A 21,665-nucleotide genomic window follows, 5' to 3' on the forward strand; every position below is an offset into this window, starting at 1 on the left:
CAGATGATCATCGATTACTTTTGTATTTCAATCTTCTCTATAAAAATACTTCTCAAACTTAATTAGCTCATCAAGTAGATATGATTAGCATAAGCAATATTACAACTTATATAAGCAAGTTAGGTATGGGCATATTTTACAAAGGTACGATAAAAATAATGCTTGATTCAATCCAAAGAAGGAACTTATTTATCTCTTCTATATAGCTTTTTGTACAAGCCTCATATTGAAAATGTCATTTAACTTTTTGTATTTAAAGTAAAAAGTCGTGCCAATATTTATAAATTACTAAGTGGTTTGTACATAGAGAAGTTATTCGGTCTTTCAAAGGTAAGTTTAGTGAGTATATTGTATTTGCTCTTAGCAGATACAAAAAGGCCGCACTTTAATAGTGCGGCCAACTTCTACATTAAAAGTTAATACGGGTATTCAACCTAAATGTACGCCCGGTATGATATTGATAAACCGTGCGCGATTTAGTAGCGTCACCTTCAAGTGGGCTACCTTCATCAAAAGCCACCCCTCCTGCTTGCAAGAATCGACTAGTAAAGTATTGTCTAACTCCCTCATCTGTTAAATTAGCGACTTGGAAAGAAACACTGATATTATCATTAACTTTATAACTAGCTGAGAAATCAAGGGTTTGACGACCTTCTTCCCAAAGCGAACCATTCTCCCAAGAACGTTGCACTAGCTGGTCTGTTGTACCTTGATAAGATAAACGTAACTGATGACCATTTTTCTCCCAGAAACCCGTTAAGTTGTAGCTATGCTCAGGCGTATATGCAACAGCTAATGAAGGTACTTTAACATCGCTATCAATAGAAGAGACTTCTTGGTCATACTCTGAATCTTGATAAGTATAATTAGCCTGCATACCTAAACCAGACCAAATGCCGGGTAAGTTGTCGTAGGTTTGCATGTACTGTAGCTCTAGACCTTTGATAGATGCACCTTTACCATTTTTAATACGCGTAGTATTAAATTTGGCACACATCTGCTCTAAATCACCTGAATACATCCAGTCTAACTCATAATCCTGACCACCTTGGAAACGTTTAGGCATACACCCTTCCAAGCTATCTTGGCCAGCAATCAGTACGAGATCGTTTGGATCGTATGTTTCCCCTTCAGCTAACCCAACACCACGCAAATCATCCATATAAGTGACAATAGTTTCTGATTCTTCGAAATTAGTCATATCCTTATAAAATAAAGTAGCGGCTAATAAACCCGATTCATTGAAGTACCACTCATATGATATGTCTAGATTAAACGATTCAAGTGGATCTAATTTAGGGTTAGTTAATGTAATAGAATTATTCCTATTTTCACCACCCCATTGTGTTTCTCTCACTTTAAAGCCTGGGCGAAGAGAATCAATTTGTGGGCGTGCCATCGTTTTTGATGCGGCAAAACGAATGATTGTGTCTTCACTATATAAATAATTTAAGTTTAAACTCGGTAAGAATAAATCATACTCGTGTTCATCCGTAACAGTAAATGAACGTAAGCTTCTATCTTCCGTAGGTAATAAATTGCCTGTGTCATCATAAACTCGTTCACCGTAAATCCAATGTTTCTCTGTAGATACATCAGAGTGACGCCATAAATACCATTCAGATTCGAATTCACTACCTTGAATTGCATTTGGATCATGGCATGGACCCTGATCTGGAATAACAATATCATCTTTTTTATCATTAGTACCTAGGGTGTCATAGCCTAAACCATCGACACGTGACCAACGAATTTCTTCGTTATAATTAGCACCATAAAACTTGGTAGGTGAACAAAGTGGTAAGCTGGTATCACGAAGTTCTGCAAGTTTAAATGGGTCCATTAAACGTGCATTATTTGATGGGTCAAAAGCAAACTGCACACCAGATGCTCCTTGAACTTCAACCGTAGTTTTGACATAGCGAACACCTACGTCACCGGTGATCTTGCCATCCATCAATTCAAAGTTTAATTTAGTATAAAATGCTAGGTTATCTAATTCTGTATTGCGAGTATTTGAATCATCAGTATTAAATTCCACCTCAGAGCTACCCTGAGCGACTTCAAATGCTTTGAATGCAGAGAAACTACTCCAACCATCTGTCACAGCATCGCGGCTATAACCGAGGCCAGCCATAAAGTCATCAACTGGAAATTCTTCACCATCGGTTATCATTTCACCGGTAATATCACGCAGGCCACTGCCAAGTACTGCTGGCAAACCGGTGTTTGGATTTGTTACCACAACCCCTTCGCCTACGTTATTAAATGTACCTTGCTGGGCATCCACATACTTAGAACGTTTAGACCATTTAGCACCAAACTCAATTGACCGAAAGTTATCTGAGTCTAAGACGTAATCAAAATCTACAAATAACGACTTTTGTTCATCTTCGACCTGATTTAAAGTTCTGCTCATATATGATAAGTGTTGAGCGTTTAATTCGTCAGGGTTAAATCCTGTGGTGCTATAGTTATCCCATAAGCTTTCTGGATCACCAAAGGTATTATTTTCGCCATAGTCAATTAAGCCCGTACCGGTTACTAAATTACACAGACCACTACTACAATCATAACCAACAGGTTCCATATCTTCAGGTGGAACATTTTTTAAACTCCATGCACTAATATTCGCAAAATTTTGTAACCCCACATACACAGAGTTATTGGGAATTTGTTCTGTTTTTGAGTAACCAACTCCCGCATCCATAGTTAATGAATCACTAAAGTTATGCTTCATATCTAACGAAAATATTTGATTATTATTTTCAAAATCACCTTCAGATTGCACTAAGCCACCGCTGCCGAAACGATTTACAAATTTAGTAAAAGTATTAGTTTCTAGATCAATTGTTCGCCAATCTTGTTCTGGATCTGTAAACGCAGCAGTTACACCTGCCAAACCTGGATCCTCACCTTCCACTAAGTTTTTAGTTTCAACTGAGCGAGTATTAATTCCATGCATCGAGTTATTAATATCTTGCTTACCGATAATGGCATTAAAATTAAATTCAGTATCCTCTGAAGCACGCCATTGTAGACCTAAATTTAAATTGACACGGTCATTTTGACTTTCATGATATTGATATTGAACATTACGCGGCGTAATACCGACAGCATTTTCGACAACATTACCGTTAGTATCGGTTGCAAGAGGAGACTCTGTCGCAAACCACTCTGTTGCAGAGTATTGATCTTTACGATAAGCATTGGTTTCTTTAACAGCTGTAACAACCACACCAAACGTATCATCAAAAAACTTACGAGAAAAAGTACCTGACACTTTATAGTTATCTTCTTCTGACAGGTCGTTGTAACGGCCTTCGAGCGTCATGGTGTTTATTTCATAATTTAAATCGAGTGGCTTTGTTGTGGTTAAGTTAATATTCGCACCTAATGCACCTTCTTCATGATCGGCACTTGGAGTTTTTACAACTTCAATCTTAGACAAAATATCTGATGAGTACTGCGATAAATCGACACCTTGGCTATAGCCCGTCGAGCCTAGCTGTACACCGTTCATACTAATATTATTTTGCTGAGAGTTAGCACCACGAACAGTCACTCGTGCGCCTTCGCCATCGACAGTCTGTACTGAAACACCCGTTACACGCGATAGCGCATCTGCGATGTTTTGGTCTGTCGATTTACCAATATCCTCAGCATTAATTGAATCAACCACGTTTTCAGCGAAGCGTTTATCGTTTATTGATTTTTTTACACTTGCAGCTAAACCGCTTACTTCAATGATCTCAATATCATCTTCGGTTTTCGTTTTTTCATTTTCTTGTTGTTGTGCATAAATCAAATTCGAAGCAAATAGCGCAGCTGTCAATGCGCTTAATTTGAAAGTTTTCTTTATGGTTGTCATGTGTGTTCCCCGTTGAAGGTTTTATTATGTTGTCAGGTTATCATTTTGTAAACAATAGTATGAGATGCAACTCATTGTCAACTGTATTTTGTTAACAATATTAATTTAATTATAAAAAATGCGAAGCAGCAACTACAACCAACCTCGCACGGTATCTATCTGTTCTAAATTAACTTTTAAATAGTCTAGAAAGCTAAAACCTCGTTATAAACCGAATTATTAAAGTTAATTTATAAATTAAATCAGTTAAAATTTTTAACATATGGCCAGCCTGAAAATTGTTTACCAGTTGCAGGGTTGGTATTCCATTCCCAGCACTCTAACTGATAGTGTTGTTGCTGATGATTTACTTTAATAATGCCGTAGCCTTCACTTTTAAGCATTCTATCAGCCAAAAATTTTCCCCATGAATTATTTTGCTCAGCAAACTCTTGGTGACTCACTTTTGGATTAGCTGCAGCTAAAACACGCATTTTATTACCAAAACTATCAATAAAATCGCCTGTATTTTTATCATTATTTCTTTGATTAGGTAGTTGAACTGCTGGTTCAAACCAACGCTGCCAAAATGCAGCACTGGCTGGGCCTGCAAAAAACAAGCTGCCATCATCGTAATTATCAATCCCTTGATAGGCTAACAAGCCTAAATGCTGATCTCCGGCAATGACCAATGCGTTAGCATCACTCACAAGCTTAACGGCACGTGTTCGCCCATCCGCGGGATATCCATTTGAATCATGATCAATCAACGGTTGGCCATTTTTATCCGTCTGAGGAGAACCCCATATAGAAGCTGTAATACAAATTTTAGGTTTGCCGGGGTGCATTGTTTGCCAATCTTTTAGAAATGCTTCTTGGCGCTCACCAAGTAACTCACCTGTGGTATTTAATTTATCTGCTTTATAATCAGGTGGTGATTTAAATTTACGATCTTCCACAATGGCAAAGCTTATCCCGCCATATTCGAACGCAGCATACGCTACTGGTATATCGTACTTAATGGGTGTTGCATCGTAAGGTTCTGGGTTATGCCCATGTTGAATGCGGTATACCATGCGTACTAAATCTTTATCCCACTTAAAGCCGCCATCTGCTTCTTTTGGCATGTCGGAATTTTCACCACTATTTCCCCACAAGTTTCCTTGCAGCACATCATGATCATCGGCCAAAATAATTGTGGGTTTATCTTTAATGCTGTGTGCAAACGCCCAATACCACAGATACCACTTGTAGAGTGTGTCAAGTTTTGCATCTTTGGTATCACGTCCATAGCGTGTTGGATACGTTTCGTAGTATTGATCGCCACAAAAAACATACATATCGGGTTCATGAAAGGCCCCATTTTCAACTAGCTCAGTATGAGGGAATAAAATGTTGTCCTTAGTATAACGACCTATATCACGCTCTTTAGCTATCAGGCGAGTATAATTGGTATTATCTAAACTTTTTGATGTTGGAATAATGCATGAATAAAGGGCAATTTTGAATTCTTTGGAATTTTGCGGATCTTTTGCAACTAAACCTGAATAAAGCGTTATATCTGGAGCAGCATCATCAACAATGCGGTACTGATAGGTCGATAAATAGTCCCAGTTATTTAATGAGAACTTTGCTACAAATCCATCTTCAATAATTCCAGAGGCTCCAGCTCGCCAACGCTGTTCATTTTCAGATTTAAATTCTAGACGTAATTGTTTGATTATATCTAAATTAACAGGCATTAATTGACACGTCATACGTAATTCATGTTTATTAACCGTGTACATACAGCCCATCACAGGCCCTAATGAGTTACGATTGTTTTCAGTGATTTTTTCACCGCCAGTTTCAATATTACTAAACCCCCAACGCGCACCGACTTTGTAAGGGTTAGATGAACTTAATAAAGATATCCCACCTTGTAATTTATCTGCAGCAACATTGTGTAAAACACCAAAGCCAAGTTCTTGCCCTGTAGCTGAGTTAATCGCTGCTAGACGAATGTCAAAATGATTTGCATCAGTTGGGTCAAGTTGACAGTCCAAAATAATAGATGAACCATCCTGATACTGATTTAAACTAAACAAATCTCGATTTATTGTTGTAAACTCGAGTGACTTATTTTCATCGTCAAACTGACGAAAAGATAGCTTACCTGAACTATCAAACGCAGCTATTATTCCTCCGTTAACCCCACCAGCTCGCTGAGCTAGTGCAGCACCTTTCGCTGTTAGCTCACCTTTACCTATGCCTAATAAAAAACCACAAAAACCCTCTTTACCGGGGGTTAAGTTCCGTACAGTCGCCTTTAAACGTGCGCTTTGTAAGGTGTTATTTAGCTGACGTGTTAATAACGACACAGTACGGGCTTCAAAACTTTTACCTTCTCGTGTGCACTGTAATTCGTTACCTATACGTCGCCAATCTTGTAACCGATTTGCCCAAAATGGTTTACCTAACCAGATTTGTTCCTCAAAACTCGAATTATCTAGGGGAGATGTTGATGCAAATTCTGCGCGATATGATGCAAAAAATCCAGCGCAACCAGACAACATACTAGAACCGATTAACCCTGCACTTAACTTTAAAAAGTTTCTCCGTTTCATTTGAGATCTCTTATCTATTATTATCTAAGTTGAATTTTGTATTTTATTTGCTGGTAATAAGGTTTCTCGGGGCTATAAAACGTACTTAAAAAGTGGGAGTGGTTTACCGCATTGGGTAACTCATGTGGCTCTATACACAACCCCATATAAGGCCCAAATTGTTGACCATCAAGATGTTTGAATTGTGGGTCAAGGTAAAACCCTGTATAGAACTGACAACCAGGTGCAGTTGAGTATATATCAACTTGATAGCCAGTTTTTTTATCAGCAATAGAACCATGAAGTTGTAATTGCTGAGTCCCTTGAGGGTCTAATAAGTAATAATCGTCAAAGCCATTATCTGTTAAGACTGAGCCTAGTTTGGTAAATTCTGCAAAGTCATAATGGCTATCGTAAACATTAGCAAACTCCCCACTTGCAATATTTTGATCATTTTTTAAGAGCCGTAATCTAGCGGGTAATTTCACGAAATGCTCAGTAATGTCATGATGATTACTCAGTGCTAAATTCCAATAGATATGATTAGTTAAACTGATTGGCGTGACTTCACTCGGGTCACCGTGCATTGTTATCACCAACTGGTTATTAATAAGCTGATAGCTCACAATAAATTCAACCTGACCAGGATAGCCTTGCTCGTTGTCAGGACTCACATAGCGAAAAACCACCTTGTTATTGATATAATCGTGTTCAAGAACTTGCCAGTTGACATGACTTAAGCCCTTTTTACCTCCGTGTAATTGGTTAGCTCCCTCGTTAGACACAAGATTGACAACACGTTGTTCACCGAGATATTTACTATCAGCAATGCGATTAGCTACACGGCCTACTGTTGAACCTAAATAGGCCCTATTACTTAGCCAATCGGCTTCATTGTCATAACACAAAGCAAGGTGGTCACCATTAGGCGCTTCAATTGTTCGAATGGTGGCGCCATAGCTACTTAATGTTACTTTTAGGCCATTGGGCTGCTTGAGCGAAATTGTCTGCATCACTGTTACTCGCTTAAGAAACCTTGGGGGTTTTTACTTTGCCAGCGCCATGTGTCTTTCATCATCTCTGTGAGGGTATATTTACATTGCCAGCCTAAAACAGACTCGGCTTTAGATGAATCAGCCCAAAAAGCTGCTAAATCCCCCTCCCGGCGTTTTACAATCTCAAAATTAATATCAATTCCGGTATGCTCAATAAATGCTTTTACTATGCCAAGTACGGAATAAGGAGTACCAGTGCCTAAGTTAAATGCTTCATATAAGCCGTTATGTTGTTCGCCAAGCCATTTTAGGGCTCTAATATGGCCATTGGCTAAATCAGTCACATGTATATAGTCGCGCTCACACGTACCATCTTTAGTGGGATAATCACCTCCAAAAATAGCTAACTTTTCACGTTTACCTACAGCAACTTGAGCAATAAAGGGCATTAAATTGTTAGGAATACCCAATGGGTCTTCTCCTATTTGGCCGCTAACATCTGCACCAATAGGGTTAAAGTAGCGTAAGCTTGCTACTTGTAAGCCAGTATTTGAAGCTACAATTTCCTGTAGTATTTGCTCAATCATTACTTTTGTTTGCCCATACGGGCTTGCTGCACGCCCTAAAGGCAAGCTTTCGGTATAAGGAACTGATGCCCCTTGTCCATAAACTGTAGCTGATGAGCTAAACACAAGTTTATTAACGTTATATTTAAGCATGCATTGACATAAATTTAAGGTAGACACCAGATTTGTATAGTAATACTCAAGTGGTTTTCCTATGGATTCGCCTACTGCTTTTAAACCTGCAAAGTGAATAACAGAGTCAAACCCGTGCTCGCTAAACGTGGCAGACAACTTAGCGTTATCAAGTAAACTGGCGTGAATAAATTCAACTTTTCGCTTTGATAACGCTTCTACGCGAGTTAGCGATTCACGGCTCGCGTTACTTAAATCGTCTATTACTACTACGTCAAAACCATCATTTAATAAGCTTAAAACAGTATGGCTTCCTATATAGCCTGCACCACCTGTTACCAGTACTTTTTTCATGAGGTTGTCCTTACGCTCTTATAAGTGATACACCAGCTGAAGGTACGCTTGTGTAAATAGTTTCTTTAATACCGGTTTGTTGCTGATAATTAGCTTCTATTGCAGCACTAACCTCTTCGACCATACAATTTGGTACAAACGCCACCACACAGCCGCCAAAGCCGCCACCTGTCATACGTACTCCACCTTTGTCACCTAATACACTGGCAATTATTGACACAAGGGTATCTATTTCTGCGGTGGTAATTTCAAATAAATCGCGCATAGACTGATGGCTTTGTGTCATCAGTCTACTTAACGTTGCAATATCGTTATTTGTAAAGGCTTGCATTGCCGATAGGGTTCGCGCGTTTTCATACACTATGTGTTCAACGCGCTTTGCAACTTGCTCATCTAATTGTGCTTTATTAGCTTCATATTCTTCAATTGAGACATGACGTAAGCTTGGCTTTGAAAATGCTTCTGCACCGGCATAACATTGTTCGCGGCGTAAGTTGTATTCGCTATCAACTAAACCACGTTTTACATTTGAATTGATCATCATGATGGTCATACCTTCATTAATGCTCACTTCAATTAAATCTAAAGACTGGCAATCAATTCCTAAAGCTTGACCTTGTTGACCGCAAGCCGAAATTAGTTGATCCATAATACCGCAGTTACAACCTACAAAATTGTTCTCAGCTGCTTGGCCAATTACGGCTATTTCTTTACGTTTAATAAATAAATCACATAAATGATTAAATGCGAAAGCAATCCCCACTTCCAGTGCAGCAGATGAACTAAGCCCAGCCCCTTGTGGCACATTACCGGTAATACAAATATCACAGCCAGTTAATTGATGACCGCGTTTCTGTAATTCATCAACCACCCCGCGGACATAATTGCTCCAGCTCTGGCTTGGATGATGAGCGAGTACTTGGCCAAGCTCGAAGCTGTCAATTTCATCATTACAATCAAGGGCTAATACATTTACAGTTGAGTCAGTACGCGGCGCAACGGCAATATAAGTGGCGTACTTAATTGCACAAGGTAGTACAAAGCCATCGTTATAGTCAGTGTGTTCACCAATTAAATTTACTCGACCCGGTGCTTTTACAACAAAATCAGCATCACGTCCGTAGTGAGATAAAAATGCGTTGCGGGCATTGCTTTCAGTGTTCATTACTTCACCTCTTTATAATGCATCAGTGATTGCTGTTTTAAAATTGTGGCTGCTTGTTCTGGCGTTATATCACGCTGAGCTTCGGCCATCATTTCATACCCCACCATAAACTTTTTAACGGTTGCAGAGCGCAACAATGGCGGAAAAAACTGGCCATGTAATTGCCAAAATGAATCATCTTGATCATCGTATGGCGCGCCATGCCAACCCATTGAATAAGCGAATGAACATTGAAATAGGTTGTCATATTTGACCGTTATTTGTTTGATCACCTCAGCCAAACTAGCTTGCTGTGATGCTGTTAAGTCAGTCATTCTAGTGATGGAAAAGCGAGGTAATAGGAGTGTTTCAAATGGCCATGCTGCCCAATAAGGAACAACCACTAACCAATCGTCATTAACACATACAACCCGCTCATCTAATTCAACTTCTCGTTTGGCATAATCAAGCAATAAGTTTGATCCATGCTGTTGAGTGTATTTTTGTAAATTAACGTGCTTACGCTCAACTAAACTAGGTAACTGATGTTGAGCCCAAATTTGACCATGTGGATGCGGGTTAGAACAGCCCATCACAGCACCTTTGTTTTCAAATACTTGTACCCAACGGTAAGTTTGCGAAAGCTCTGCACATTGCTGTTGCCAAGTATCTACTACATTGGTTATTTCACTAATCGAAAGCTCAGGTAAGGTTTTTGAATGATCGGGCGAAAAACAAATTACCCGTGCTGTTCCACGCTCAGTTTGCATACTAAATAAAGGATCATCAAACGCGACATCAGGCACATCTTCACGTAGTGCTGCAAAATCATTTGTAAAAACAAACGTTCCTTCATAATCAGGGTTTACTTCACCGTTTATGCGCGTGTTACCTTTACATAAAAAGCAATTTTCGTCATAAGCTGGTTTGATTTCATGATCAACACTTTCTTCTTGGCCTTGCCAAGGACGCTTAGCTCGGTGTGGTGAGACTAATACTGACTCCCCTAATAAAGGATTAAAACGCCGATGTGGATGTTCAGTTGGGTCAAATTGGCTATTTTGATTATTCATTACTGCAAACCTTAATTACTATTTTGAAATGTGCCAGCATCAAGCACTTGTTTACGTGGTGTGAAGCGGCAAATATAATTCCAATTCCAACTGGCATCGTATTTATGGCAAAGTCCCCAACTGATCCCCGGTGCTGGGTTTTCATCAAAGCCTTTTACTGGTCGATATAAACCTATGGCCTCTGGACCGCCTTTAACGTGTGCCATAATTTCAAAATTAATACCGTCTTTAGCAAATTGAATGGTATTTTTTTCAGGACCGTCGGTTGTCAGTAGGCTGGCAATTCCCTCTCTAAAATTCCACACGACAACCTCATGACCACTGTTAGAGATAGGATTGTATTCAGATTTAACATAGGGCCCTAACACATTGTCAGCGATAGCAACGCCATGCTTAATTTCACGGCCCCCAAAGTTCATGCCCTCACCTTGCGTTTCACCCTTGTAATACAGGTAAAATTTATTTTGGAAAAAAACTAAACAGGGGTCGTGTACTTTATGACTATCAAAACTACCTTTTTTACTAACGGCAAACCGGTTGTCTTCATCTCCAGACCATACACCGTCTTTGCTTGGGCTAATAATAGGCGCTGGCGATTTGTGCCATGGCCCATAAGGTGAATCTGACTGTGCAATGGCAATATGTTCATATTGACGGTTGGTATAAGGTGTCTCGACTGTTTGATAAACCAAATAATACTTACCTAAATGAGCAAAGACCTCAGGCGTAAAAACAGCTCGATCATCGTATTGACCGGCTTCACCACGCGAAATCGCCACGCCTTGCTCTTGCCACGTAATACTATCTTTTGAAGTGGCATGCCACACTTCGGTCAAATCCCAAGGAAATACCTTTGCTTCTGGGTCATTAGCATTAAAACCTACGGTTTCACCTTCGCCTTTGGTATACCAACAATGATAAACACCATCAATGTACAAAACTGATGATGGATCACGACGAATAATGCCTTCTTGATATGCAAAGTCACCTTTTAATGGCGTTACATCAAACTCGGTTAACCATTGTGGGCCTTTTTGATCATAGCCTCTCTCAATTGCTCGCAGGCTTGCTAAACTTAATTTTTGTTGATTATCAGACATATCTATTCCTTACTTTGCACTGCTTAAATTAAGCGCTTGGTAAACGTCAAAAGGTAAAATGGCGCCTTGATGTTGCACAACCTGGGAGGCAACTTTATCAGCTATATCTAATGCGGATTGTGGTTCGTGGTGAGTCATCCTCGCTGCTAAGTAAGTGCCAGCAAAAGAGTCGCCTGCCGCCGTGCTATCCACTTGTTGTGGTGCTGGATTAAATGAGCACTGTGCTGTTAAGTTATTTTGGCAAAATACCTGCATGCCTTTACTGCCTGCTTTTATCACCACTTCATTGATAGAAAATTGTTGGCAATACTGGACTATTTCGTCAATATTATCGTGGCCAAATAAGGTGTAGTGGTCATCAAACCCTGGCAACACTAGATCACTAATTTGATATGCGCGCTCTAACCAGTCAATTGCATGCGCTTTTGATTGCCACATACGGGCACGGTAATTAGGATCAAACGCAATGGTGCAGCCTTGTTGTTTTAAACTGGCTAATAAATCCAGCAATACACGTTTTGACGCATCATCAAGAATGGCTAAACTGATGCCACTAAAAAATATCCAGTCGCTTTTTCCTAAACCAAGATCAAACGGTTGTTTTTCATATAATTCCATCATGTGTTTCGCAGCAGACTGATTACGCCAATAGTCAAAGCTACGCTCTCCATGCTGATCTGTTGAGATAGCATAGATACCCACATTATGGTCGGCCGTTTGGATCACCTGTTTGCTACTGATACCTTCTTGCTGCCACTTTTTAAGCATATTTATACTTAGAACATCTTCACCAACAGCGCTGAAAAGCTCGCAATTTAATTGCCCTGCAAAACGTTTGGCATACACTAATGCGTTGTAAGTATCTCCGGCAAAAGACTGCTGACATTCACTCACCCCTTTAGGCACAAGTTCCACCATGCATTCGCCAATGGCTAATAAGGTACTCACGCGCCCTCCAATGCTTTTTTTGCTGATACACCGGCTAACTGCTCTTCAATTTCTTCTATCGATTTGTTTTTTGTCTCAGGCATAATTTTATAAAGCAAAACAAAACCAACCACACCACTAATGCTATAAAACAAAAAGATATTCGCTGCACCAAAGTTATTTAACTGCCAAGGGAAAAACTGCTGAACTAAATAACTTACAAAACTTGCAATAAAGGCAAACGTCGGGATTGCAACGCCACGGATACGGGTTGGGAATATTTCAGAAAAAATAACCCACATTATCGGACCTATTGAAAAGTGGAATGCTGCTATAAAGCCTGCAATACCAAACGAAATAAGAGGAGCATTAATTGTAGCCGCTCGTTGAATCAAGTCGCTTTCAAAACCTTGTAACTGTGCTGCAGAGAATACAGTGGCTAATGCACGTTTAAACTCAACATCACTGTGGTACACCTGACCAATTAGTTGCTCTAGGCCAGTCACTGTATTTAAACTTGAAAATTCTGCAATATGCGCTGCTGATAAACTGTACTCAGCTTGGCTAAAGCCGATATAACACATGAATAAACTCAGAGTCGCTGTTGCTAAGCCGCCAATAACTAGCGGTCTACGACCCAATTTATCTATTAATAAAATCGCCACAGCTGTAAAAACAATACTGACTAAACCAATTAAAACTGCATTTAAAAACGCCGCATCAGTACCCACACCCAGTTGTTCAAATACTGTTGGTGCATAAAACATTATGGCGTTAATACCTGTTACTTGTTGAACCAATGCAATGGTTAACGCAATTATCACCGCAGCACGAACACGACTATCAAGTAGCTGTTTAAAAGATGCTAAATAACTGCTGCTATCTGAATAGTCAGTTAAGCTTGATTTTATTGTTTGTAGTTGCTCATCGGCCAGAGTGCTACTTTTCGTTAAGCGTAATAACACAGCTTTAGCACGTGTCTCATTGCCTTTCATAACTAACCAACGCGGGCTTTGTGGAATAGTAAATAACAATAAAAACCAAATAAGTGCAGGAATAACTTCAACACCAAGCATCCAACGCCATAAATTATCTTGCATAGCGTAACTACTGACCCATTCATAATTGCTTTGTGATAACTCAACTAATAAATAGTTTGCAAAATAGGCCGCAGATAAACCCACGACAATATTTATTTGGATCATAGAAACCAGCTTGCCACGATACTTAGCTGGGGCTACTTCACCAATATACATCGCGGCTACTGATAACGATGTAAACGCTAAACCGCCAATAAAACGTGCAATTACTAACGCTTCGTAACTTGGCGCTAATACAGAAGAAATAGCAGAAAATATATAAATGAATGCAATACCTATTAACGTATTTTTACGACCAAATACATTGCATATATAACCTGTAATCAACAGAGCAAATAACACTCCAAAACCAGGCGCACTGACCACCGTGCCTATTTGTATATCAGTTAAATTAAACTCAGCAGAGACAAAACGAACCGTTCCTGAGATCAAAGCAGCATCTAAGCCAAAAATAAAACCGCCAAAGGCGACTACCAGAGCGAAAAAGAACACATTACGGTTGCTACCATTCATACATCTTTATCCAATTTTGTTGTTATCATTGTGTATTAATTGAGAAATAACAATCAGAGAATGCAACCCTTAAAATTGTTAACAATTAACCATGAGCAAGTGATTTGAGATTATTTCATAATTAACTCGTATGCAACATATATTTTTAAAAAACGAGCAAATCAGCTTTGTACTTGTATTTACCGCAATCTTTTAAATTAATTAAAATCAATTGGTTACCTTTTAAAGATGGCAATAAAACAAATTGCACTTTGTTAACAATTTTCAATTTGTTATTTTTCGTGTATGGTGTGTTAAATAGTTAAATAAGGTTGGACAACAATGAAACATAAAAAAAATCTAGCTGTAACCGCACTCCTACTCGCTCTCACAGGATGTAATCAGCAGACTAACAGCGTGTCAGAGCCCGTGGCAGCCGAAACAAAAACCACAAGTAGAACCGTTCTGCAGCTATTAGATGATGCACAGCATACGGCTGACACGGCAGTTAAAATAAAAACCAGCGGTGCTGAGGTCAATAATAACGATAATATTTTAAATATTGCGTTTAATTCAGAGCAAAATCTTTATTCAGGTGTCAGCTTTACTCCCGATACGCCATGGGACTGGAGCCAGTTCAAAGATTTTAATATTGCCTTCGAGCTTGCAAACCCTGGCCAGCATTCCGTACAAGTATACTTAGATATCTCTGATATTGACGGTGCCAATTACACCCGTACAGTCAATGTGCCTATTGGTGACTTTCATACATATTATGCAAAGCTAGATGGCCATGATTTAGCTACACCTGAAGGTGATGAGAGTGTAGAGCTTAACTTTACCTCAGGCTTACGTTCAAACCCTGCGACCTGGCAGTCAGACGAAACTCAGTTTATCTCTATGTGGGGTAAAAAGAACTTAAATCTAAAAGGCATCACCAAAATTTCATTAAGTGTACAAAGCGCGCTGTATGATAAAGCACTACAAATAAAATCAATTGATTTACGTACTAACCCTGAATTCGATACTGAATTTTTAACCCACATTGTTGATAAGTTCGGTCAGAATGCAAAACAAGACTTTGCCTACAAAGTAGACTCTGAAGCTGAGTTAATCGAAGATAAAAAACAAGAAGCACAACAGCTGCTATCACAGCGCCCAGCAGAACGCTCACGCTTTGGCGGTTGGGCACAAGGTCCAAAGCTAGAAGGCACGGGCTACTTTAGAACAGCAAAACACAATGGTAAATGGTCGTTAGTCGACCCAGATGGTTACCTTTATTTAGCAACCGGTTTAGATATTATTCGTCTTGCCAACTCAACCACATTGACGGGCTATGATTTTGACCAATCTCTATTTAAAAGTGCCAATGAATCAGGCTTAACACCTGAAGATTCAAAAGGCTTGAACCGAGTTAATAAAGAAGCACTACCAAGTCGCTTTGTCGCATCACAAGTTCGTAAAGATCTGTTTGAATGGTTACCAAGTTATGATGAGCCAATGGGTAAGCACTATGGCTATCGTAAAAGTGCTCACTCTGGTCCACTCGCTCATGGCGAAACTTACAGCTTTTACTCTGCCAACCTAGAACGAAAATATGGTCAAAACAATAGCGACTATATGCAAAAATGGCGTGAAGTAACATTAAAACGCATGATCACATGGGGCTTTACCTCACTAGGTAACTGGACAGATCCAAGTTACTACGATAATCAGCAAGTGCCCTACTTTGCCAATGGCTGGATCATCGGTGACTTTAAAACAGTTTCAAGTGGTAATGACTTTTGGGGAGCTATGCCTGATGTATTCGACCCCCATTTTGCAGTGCGTGCTAACATAACAGTCGAGAACGTCGCAAAAGAGGTTAAAAACTCCCCTTGGGCAGTGGGCGTATTTATTGATAACGAAAAAAGCTTTGGCCGCCCTGACTCTGTACTGAGCCATTACGGGATTGTGATCAATACACTGGGTAGAGATGCTGCTACAGTGCCGACAAAAGCAGAGTTCTCGCGTTTAATGAAGAGAAAATACACAGACATAAGCAAACTCAATAAAGTCTGGCATTTAAATTTAGCCTCATGGGCGGAGTTTGATAAAGGCGTAAAAGTAGATGTTAAAAACAACGATCAACTTGCTGACTTTTCAATCATGTTAACCGCCTACGCTGACAAATACTTTAGAGTAGTTGATGCGGCAATGGATAAACATTTACCTAATCACTTGTATTTAGGCGCACGCTTTCCTGATTGGGGTATGCCAATTGAAGTCGTTAGAGCATCAGCAAAGCATGTTGACGTGATCAGTTTTAATGCATACAAAGAAGGTATCAAGCCTAAAAAGTGGGAATTTTTAAGTGAATTTGATAAGCCGACTATTATTGGTGAATTCCATGTTGGTGCATTAGATTCTGGCCTATTCCATCCAGGGCTTATACATGCATCAAATCAACAAGACCGCGCAAAAATGTACACTGACTATATGCGTTCAGTCTTTGATAACCCATACTTTATAGGCGCTCATTGGTTCCAATACATAGACTCGCCTATTACTGGGCGTGCTTATGATGGAGAGAACTATAATGTTGGTTTCATTACAGTCACAGATCGCCCTTATACTGAAATGGTTGAAGCAGCAAAAACTGTGAATAATGAAATGTACGAGCGCCGATTTAAAAAATAAGCTTAAATAGTGGTCTATTGTAATGTGTTGACAATAGACCATTCGCTTTTTTTTATATACACTAAGTAAAGAAAAACAAAGCATAAAATAAACGTAGGAAAAAATATGGCCGCAACTAAACCAACAAAAATTTTATCTGTAAAAGATCAAATAGCTGAACAGCTACGTTCCGATATTATTTCTGGTGAGATGCCCCCGCAAACTAAATTAAATGAAAAAGAATTAGCAGAACGCTTTGGCCTTTCACGTGGCCCTATTCGTGATGTAATACTGCAATTGACCAAAGAAGGTTTATTAATTTCACGAAATAACTGTGGTGCATCAGTAAACAGCGTACTTGATCCTAAACTGCAAAAGTTAATGATCAAACTACGTAGAAGTATCGAAGAATATGCGGTTACAGAGCTAAACGGCAACTTAACTGAGCAGAATATCGCAGACTTAGAAGATATATTAGCTTCGTTACAAGACGCCCTTGAACGTGAAGATTACACCGAAGTCACAAAAATCGATATATCGTTCCACCAATACTTAATTTACCAAGCTGGTGGCGAAGAGCTGGTTAATATTTGGTACCCTTACGTTATGCGTATGCGTTTAAACTACAAGCGTATTACCTCAAGCTCTGAATGCGTTAACGAGCATCGCGCAATTCTTGAAGCCTTAAAAGCGCAAGACAGCGCCACCGCAATCAAAGCTATTAAACACAATATCAAATAATGAAATAAATTTTATGCTGAATCAAAGCCGCTGCAAAGCGGCTTTTTAGTTTTAAACCAGCTAATACACATAATGTGTACTAGCTCAGACTTGATCTGAAGTCAGACAGCTTTGTGCCAACAGCAGACATTCGTCACGCCTTGTAAATAGCCAATTAAATAGGCAACGAAGGATCAAAAAACAACTGTTTTTAATCCTTTTAAATGACTTGCATGGTGTTTTAGTTAAGTTTCCCGTTATTTGTATACATAGTTTCACATGTCCACTCAACATCTTGTTTGTTAGCTTTAAGTTTACTATTAGCAAATTGTTTAGCCATTTCTATTTTACATGATTTCATAAAAGTGGATTTCTCATATGTAAAACCAAGATAAATAGATACTGAAATTGATATTATGCCAATAATAAATATAGCTAATGTTTGTAGTTTCATTTGAAGTCCTTTAAATACGGCAAAATTATTAGCTAAAATGAGAAAAAGCCAACTGTTATTTCTCTTACTTTAGCGACTTGATATTTTTAATTTACATATTTCTATCGATTAACATTAATAGGATGCCAAGCCCCATTAATATAAAACCAAGTCGCTCTCTGCGCTGAAAAGATTTAAGTATTTTTATTGCTAAATTTAACTCAGCCCCCGTTTTATTAACAACAACCGTATGATTTAGGCTTGCGTCATTATTTCTGGGTATTCCGTATTTTGCGACAAAAAATATTCCAATGGTCTCAATAACCATTCCTGAATTAGTCATATCGCCAAAAAATTTTAGAAGGAAATCACATAGTCCCATTTGTACATCCAACTCTTGATTAAACATAACGCTCTGTTAGCAGTTTGTTAGGAATTTTTTGAAAGTTCACGCTTTCTAGTTTCTACTTCTTCATTAAACTCTTCATATTGCTCAATAAAGTCTTTTACGCCAAGAAAAGATAAAGAAACAGCGCCATTTGCTAACAACTCTACTTCATCAATTTTCTTCAATACATCTTGAGTATCATCATGCCACCTAGAAAAATTGAAGATTACAGGGCTTGTTTTACGGCTGATAGTTGTGTGATGATATTTATCACCACTTGGCTGAAAATATTCAACGGTAAATGATTCATTATTATTTTCTAATAATTCATAAAACTGAATTCGCCAGTACTCTTCGTTTTCTTGAACAATATTTAGATGACTATTTTCAGTGATTTTATTCTTAACATTGTAATAGCGAACAATAATTCGCGCAGTTGCAAACCACAGTAACCAATCATTTCATGGCGGGGAAATGTTTTKCCCTTTATCGGTGAATACCTCATAAGCTCTTTCAATTAAATTAATCGCTTCGTTCAGGTGCTCCTTAGAAGCATTATTTTTAACTTCTGCTCTATGCCTTTTAATTGTGGTCAAATACACATTTAGGGCAACTAAAGCACTAATTGCTATGGCAATAGAACCTGTAGACTGAGCTATTTGCAAAAAAGGTATATCAGACGAAGTACCTAGAGCAATTGTAAACAAAATTAATGAAAGCAGCACTACCAGTAAAAAAAACCTAACAGCATGAGTCCTCCTTAACTCCTTACAATTTAATAGTGCATTCATCGCACATACTTCTGCCGACTAAACGCTCTTTCATCTACTTTATATAGTTTTAACAAATTACCTAAGGCATTACTATCACAAAGTTTTCTAAATTTTTTAGATAGAGTTAATCGAACCAATATTCGCGCAGCGCTCATTTTCATGGATATATGCGCAAAGAGCCGTTTGACGGCTCAATTAACTATTATATTTAGTCAATCTCAATGGCTGGTTTTCGCTCATACCCGAATTCTTTTGTAGCGGGCTAAGCTTAAAACTCCATAAACACCGGAGTACAACTAATGCACCAGTTAACAATATATCAGCCTAAAGAGCCTTGGAATAAAAATAAGCTTGTAGGACAAAAGTTACCTCTGAAATTGCAGCAAATATGGGCTATCCGAATACGACTAGAACTTTTTCATAAAATAAGAGATCTAGCACTATTTAACCTAGCCATAGATAGCAAACTAAGAGGGTGTGATTTAGTTTCACTAAAAGTTAACGACATCGCACATGGTAAAACAATTCAATCACGGGCAATAGTCGTTCAAAAAAAGACTGGTATGCCCGTTCAATTTGAAATTACTGGGAATACAAGGAAATCAATTGTGGCGCTCATAGAGCAATTTACTCTCAACTCTTATGATTACTTGTTTAAGTCACGAATTCATTCCTCTGAACACCTTTCAACCCGTCAATATGGACGTATAGTTGATTCTTGGGTCACCTCAATTGGGTTAGATAAGACTCAATATGGCACTCATTCTATGAGACGTACTAAACCATCACTAATTTACAAAAAAACTAAAAATTTAAGAGCCTGTCAGCTTCTACTTGGCCATAGAAAACTAGAGAGCACTGTCAGGTACTTGGGAATAGAAGTTGATGATGCGTTAGAAGTATCAGAACAGATCGATGCTTAAGTTTGAACCAATGCCAGACCTGAAGTAAGCGTCTGGGATTGGTTTCTAAAAAAATGTTAATCCACGCTACTTTGTTCTAAGAAAATTATAATGAAGCTGTATCAATATTGATTTGATAAGGCTTACTGACAAACTCAGCCATTTTTATACACTCCTTAACTGCAAATCCTCGTCCTTTGTAGTTTGCGAAAGCAATATGAGTATTATCAGTTAACACTGCATATAATCTATAGTCATGTGTGTAGCCTTTTCTAGGTATAGCTTTAAAGCCTTTAATATCTGATAGTTTATACACACGTTTAAAAATAGTATATAAACTACTCGACTTTAATTCCAAGGTTTGCTTTGCGAGATCAAAACGACATACATAGCCACCAAACAGACCACTCCACCCTAGCCAGCATATAAACCCAGATACCCATATCGGTAATGATTTTGCTTCATCAGAATTAAACACATTAATTAGCCCGATAAATAAAAAGAAACCACACAACAAAACTATCAATAACCTAGTTAACCTTGGTTGTCGATAAATAGCCAGCTCTCTAGATAGCTCTTTAAAATACATTACAGCACTCCGTATTTAACTAAGCCCGCAATGGCTGTAAAAACAAAAAATGGCAGGGATAGTTTTATTAGCGATTTGCGATTCCATATTTCAATGAAAACAGGATCTTCACTATTGAAACCTACATCTTCCAGATGAGATTTTGAATTAGCTTTTTTAGTACCATGAGTAATTTGAGGTGAGCTATATAATTCACTTTGAGCAAACTTTATCGGTGTTTTATTTGGCCAATCCGATATGGATTCAACAGCAGTAGTATTATATTTTGTATTTAAAAACGAAATGAACATCTTAGCATCTGTATACTGTTTAAATTCATATAACTGATCAACAAACTTAATTTGATAAGGGCCTTGCGCGCCTATACTACTCAATTCAAATGATAGTGTATCAAACGATGTAACAACTTTACTTCTTTGAAAGCAACCCCATAATGCGGTTTTTAAATTAAGCTGTTTTTCTGTCACGTTAAACTCTAAACGGCTCTTTCGACCAAAAAGCAATATAGATATACTTAAAAAGAAGCTTGCAGAAGTCGCGAAGAAAATACTTTCCCATCCTTCGCTTGCAACTGTCATCACAATGCTGATAATTCCAGGAATAAGCATAATAAACGCAAAAATTTTGCTTGTCATTTCGCGTCTTGAGGGCATTGATGTATTACCACTTTGATCTGTTTTGAGGACTTTTTTTATAAGCTTGGATAGATTGTTATATTCCATTACTTCAACCTTAAAATTAATTATTACCTTATTTACATTAACATAAAGTAGCTAAGTAAACCTTATCTCACGATACTCATATCGCTCCTTATACAGGAGCAAAATTATTATTTACAAGACAACAGTTAATCCAAGTCAGGAAAACCTTAAATGCATTTGATA

Annotated in this window: 18 protein-coding genes; 3 read left to right on the top strand and 15 right to left on the bottom strand. The window is 38.4% G+C overall.

Features of this window, described 5'->3' with window-relative positions:
* Positions 1 to 409: 409 nt before the first annotated feature.
* The 9 genes from EU510_RS04500 to EU510_RS04540 form a co-directional block, all read right to left on the bottom strand.
* Positions 410 to 3,871 carry a TonB-dependent receptor gene (locus EU510_RS04500; protein ID WP_149592438.1) on the bottom strand — a complete coding sequence of 1,154 codons (3,462 nt, stop codon included), beginning with the start codon at positions 3,869 to 3,871 and terminating at the stop codon, positions 410 to 412.
* Positions 3,872 to 4,113: 242 nt separating this feature from the next.
* A complete protein-coding gene (locus EU510_RS04505) occupies positions 4,114 to 6,456 on the bottom strand; it encodes an alkaline phosphatase D family protein (RefSeq protein ID WP_149592439.1) in 2,343 nt (780 codons plus the stop codon).
* A 20-nt stretch (positions 6,457 to 6,476) separates the two neighbouring features.
* Entirely contained in the window at positions 6,477 to 7,448 is a 972-nt protein-coding gene (locus tag EU510_RS04510; protein ID WP_262501194.1) for an aldose epimerase family protein, read from the bottom strand.
* Positions 7,449 to 7,453: 5 nt separating this feature from the next.
* Positions 7,454 to 8,482: a UDP-glucose 4-epimerase GalE gene (galE, locus tag EU510_RS04515; RefSeq protein WP_149592441.1), complete on the bottom strand. Its 1,029-nt coding sequence runs from the start codon at positions 8,480 to 8,482 to the stop codon at positions 7,454 to 7,456.
* A 10-nt stretch (positions 8,483 to 8,492) separates the two neighbouring features.
* Positions 8,493 to 9,647, bottom strand: coding sequence for a galactokinase (gene galK, locus EU510_RS04520; protein WP_149592442.1), 1,155 nt, complete (start codon positions 9,645 to 9,647; stop codon positions 8,493 to 8,495).
* On the bottom strand, positions 9,647 to 10,699 hold the full coding sequence (locus tag EU510_RS04525; protein ID WP_149592443.1) for a UDP-glucose--hexose-1-phosphate uridylyltransferase: 1,053 nt from the start codon (positions 10,697 to 10,699) through the stop codon (positions 9,647 to 9,649). The genes galK and EU510_RS04525 overlap by 1 nt, the downstream gene beginning before the upstream one ends.
* 11 nt (positions 10,700 to 10,710) lie before the next feature.
* The gene (locus EU510_RS04530; RefSeq protein ID WP_149592444.1) at positions 10,711 to 11,799 is read right to left on the bottom strand and encodes a glycoside hydrolase family 117 protein; all 1,089 of its coding nucleotides are present in this window, start codon (positions 11,797 to 11,799) and stop codon (positions 10,711 to 10,713) included.
* A 9-nt stretch (positions 11,800 to 11,808) separates the two neighbouring features.
* The gene (locus EU510_RS04535) at positions 11,809 to 12,747 is read right to left on the bottom strand and encodes a sugar kinase (protein ID WP_149592445.1); all 939 of its coding nucleotides are present in this window, start codon (positions 12,745 to 12,747) and stop codon (positions 11,809 to 11,811) included.
* A complete protein-coding gene (locus tag EU510_RS04540) occupies positions 12,744 to 14,339 on the bottom strand; it encodes an MFS transporter (RefSeq protein ID WP_149592446.1) in 1,596 nt (531 codons plus the stop codon). The genes EU510_RS04535 and EU510_RS04540 overlap by 4 nt, the downstream gene beginning before the upstream one ends.
* Positions 14,340 to 14,660: 321 nt before the next feature.
* Between EU510_RS04540 and EU510_RS04545 the strand changes: the two genes are divergently transcribed.
* A complete protein-coding gene (locus EU510_RS04545) occupies positions 14,661 to 16,997 on the top strand; it encodes an agarase (protein ID WP_149592447.1) in 2,337 nt (778 codons plus the stop codon).
* Between the two features lie 105 nt (positions 16,998 to 17,102).
* Positions 17,103 to 17,717 (top strand): GntR family transcriptional regulator, encoded by a 615-nt coding sequence (locus EU510_RS04550; RefSeq protein ID WP_149592448.1) that lies wholly within the window; start codon positions 17,103 to 17,105, stop codon positions 17,715 to 17,717.
* A 220-nt stretch (positions 17,718 to 17,937) separates the two neighbouring features.
* Here EU510_RS04550 and EU510_RS04555 read toward each other — a convergent pair whose 3' ends face one another.
* The 4 genes from EU510_RS04555 to EU510_RS04565 form a co-directional block, all read right to left on the bottom strand.
* On the bottom strand, positions 17,938 to 18,150 hold the full coding sequence (locus EU510_RS04555) for a hypothetical protein (protein WP_149592449.1): 213 nt from the start codon (positions 18,148 to 18,150) through the stop codon (positions 17,938 to 17,940).
* Positions 18,151 to 18,241: 91 nt separating this feature from the next.
* Positions 18,242 to 18,538 (bottom strand): hypothetical protein, encoded by a 297-nt coding sequence (locus EU510_RS04560; RefSeq protein ID WP_149592450.1) that lies wholly within the window; start codon positions 18,536 to 18,538, stop codon positions 18,242 to 18,244.
* Positions 18,539 to 18,558: 20 nt separating this feature from the next.
* Positions 18,559 to 18,702, bottom strand: coding sequence for a hypothetical protein (locus EU510_RS19870; protein ID WP_188085397.1), 144 nt, complete (start codon positions 18,700 to 18,702; stop codon positions 18,559 to 18,561).
* Positions 18,703 to 18,978: 276 nt separating this feature from the next.
* The gene (locus tag EU510_RS04565; RefSeq protein WP_149592451.1) at positions 18,979 to 19,308 is read right to left on the bottom strand and encodes a hypothetical protein; all 330 of its coding nucleotides are present in this window, start codon (positions 19,306 to 19,308) and stop codon (positions 18,979 to 18,981) included.
* A gap of 281 nt (positions 19,309 to 19,589) precedes the next feature.
* Between EU510_RS04565 and EU510_RS04570 the strand changes: the two genes are divergently transcribed.
* Positions 19,590 to 20,213: a tyrosine-type recombinase/integrase gene (locus EU510_RS04570; protein ID WP_010388419.1), complete on the top strand. Its 624-nt coding sequence runs from the start codon at positions 19,590 to 19,592 to the stop codon at positions 20,211 to 20,213.
* 85 nt (positions 20,214 to 20,298) lie between these two features.
* Here EU510_RS04570 and EU510_RS04575 read toward each other — a convergent pair whose 3' ends face one another.
* Together EU510_RS04575 and EU510_RS04580 are read right to left on the bottom strand one after the other, a co-directional pair.
* Positions 20,299 to 20,781, bottom strand: a complete 483-nt coding sequence (locus EU510_RS04575) for a hypothetical protein (RefSeq protein WP_149592452.1) — start codon at positions 20,779 to 20,781, stop codon at positions 20,299 to 20,301.
* Positions 20,781 to 21,503 (bottom strand): hypothetical protein, encoded by a 723-nt coding sequence (locus EU510_RS04580; RefSeq protein WP_149592453.1) that lies wholly within the window; start codon positions 21,501 to 21,503, stop codon positions 20,781 to 20,783. Before EU510_RS04580 ends, EU510_RS04575 begins: the two co-directional genes overlap by 1 nt.
* Positions 21,504 to 21,665: the final 162 nt, after the last annotated feature.

The sequence above is a fragment of the Pseudoalteromonas sp. FUC4 genome (assembly GCF_008370255.1).
GTDB lineage: Bacteria > Pseudomonadota > Gammaproteobacteria > Enterobacterales > Alteromonadaceae > Pseudoalteromonas.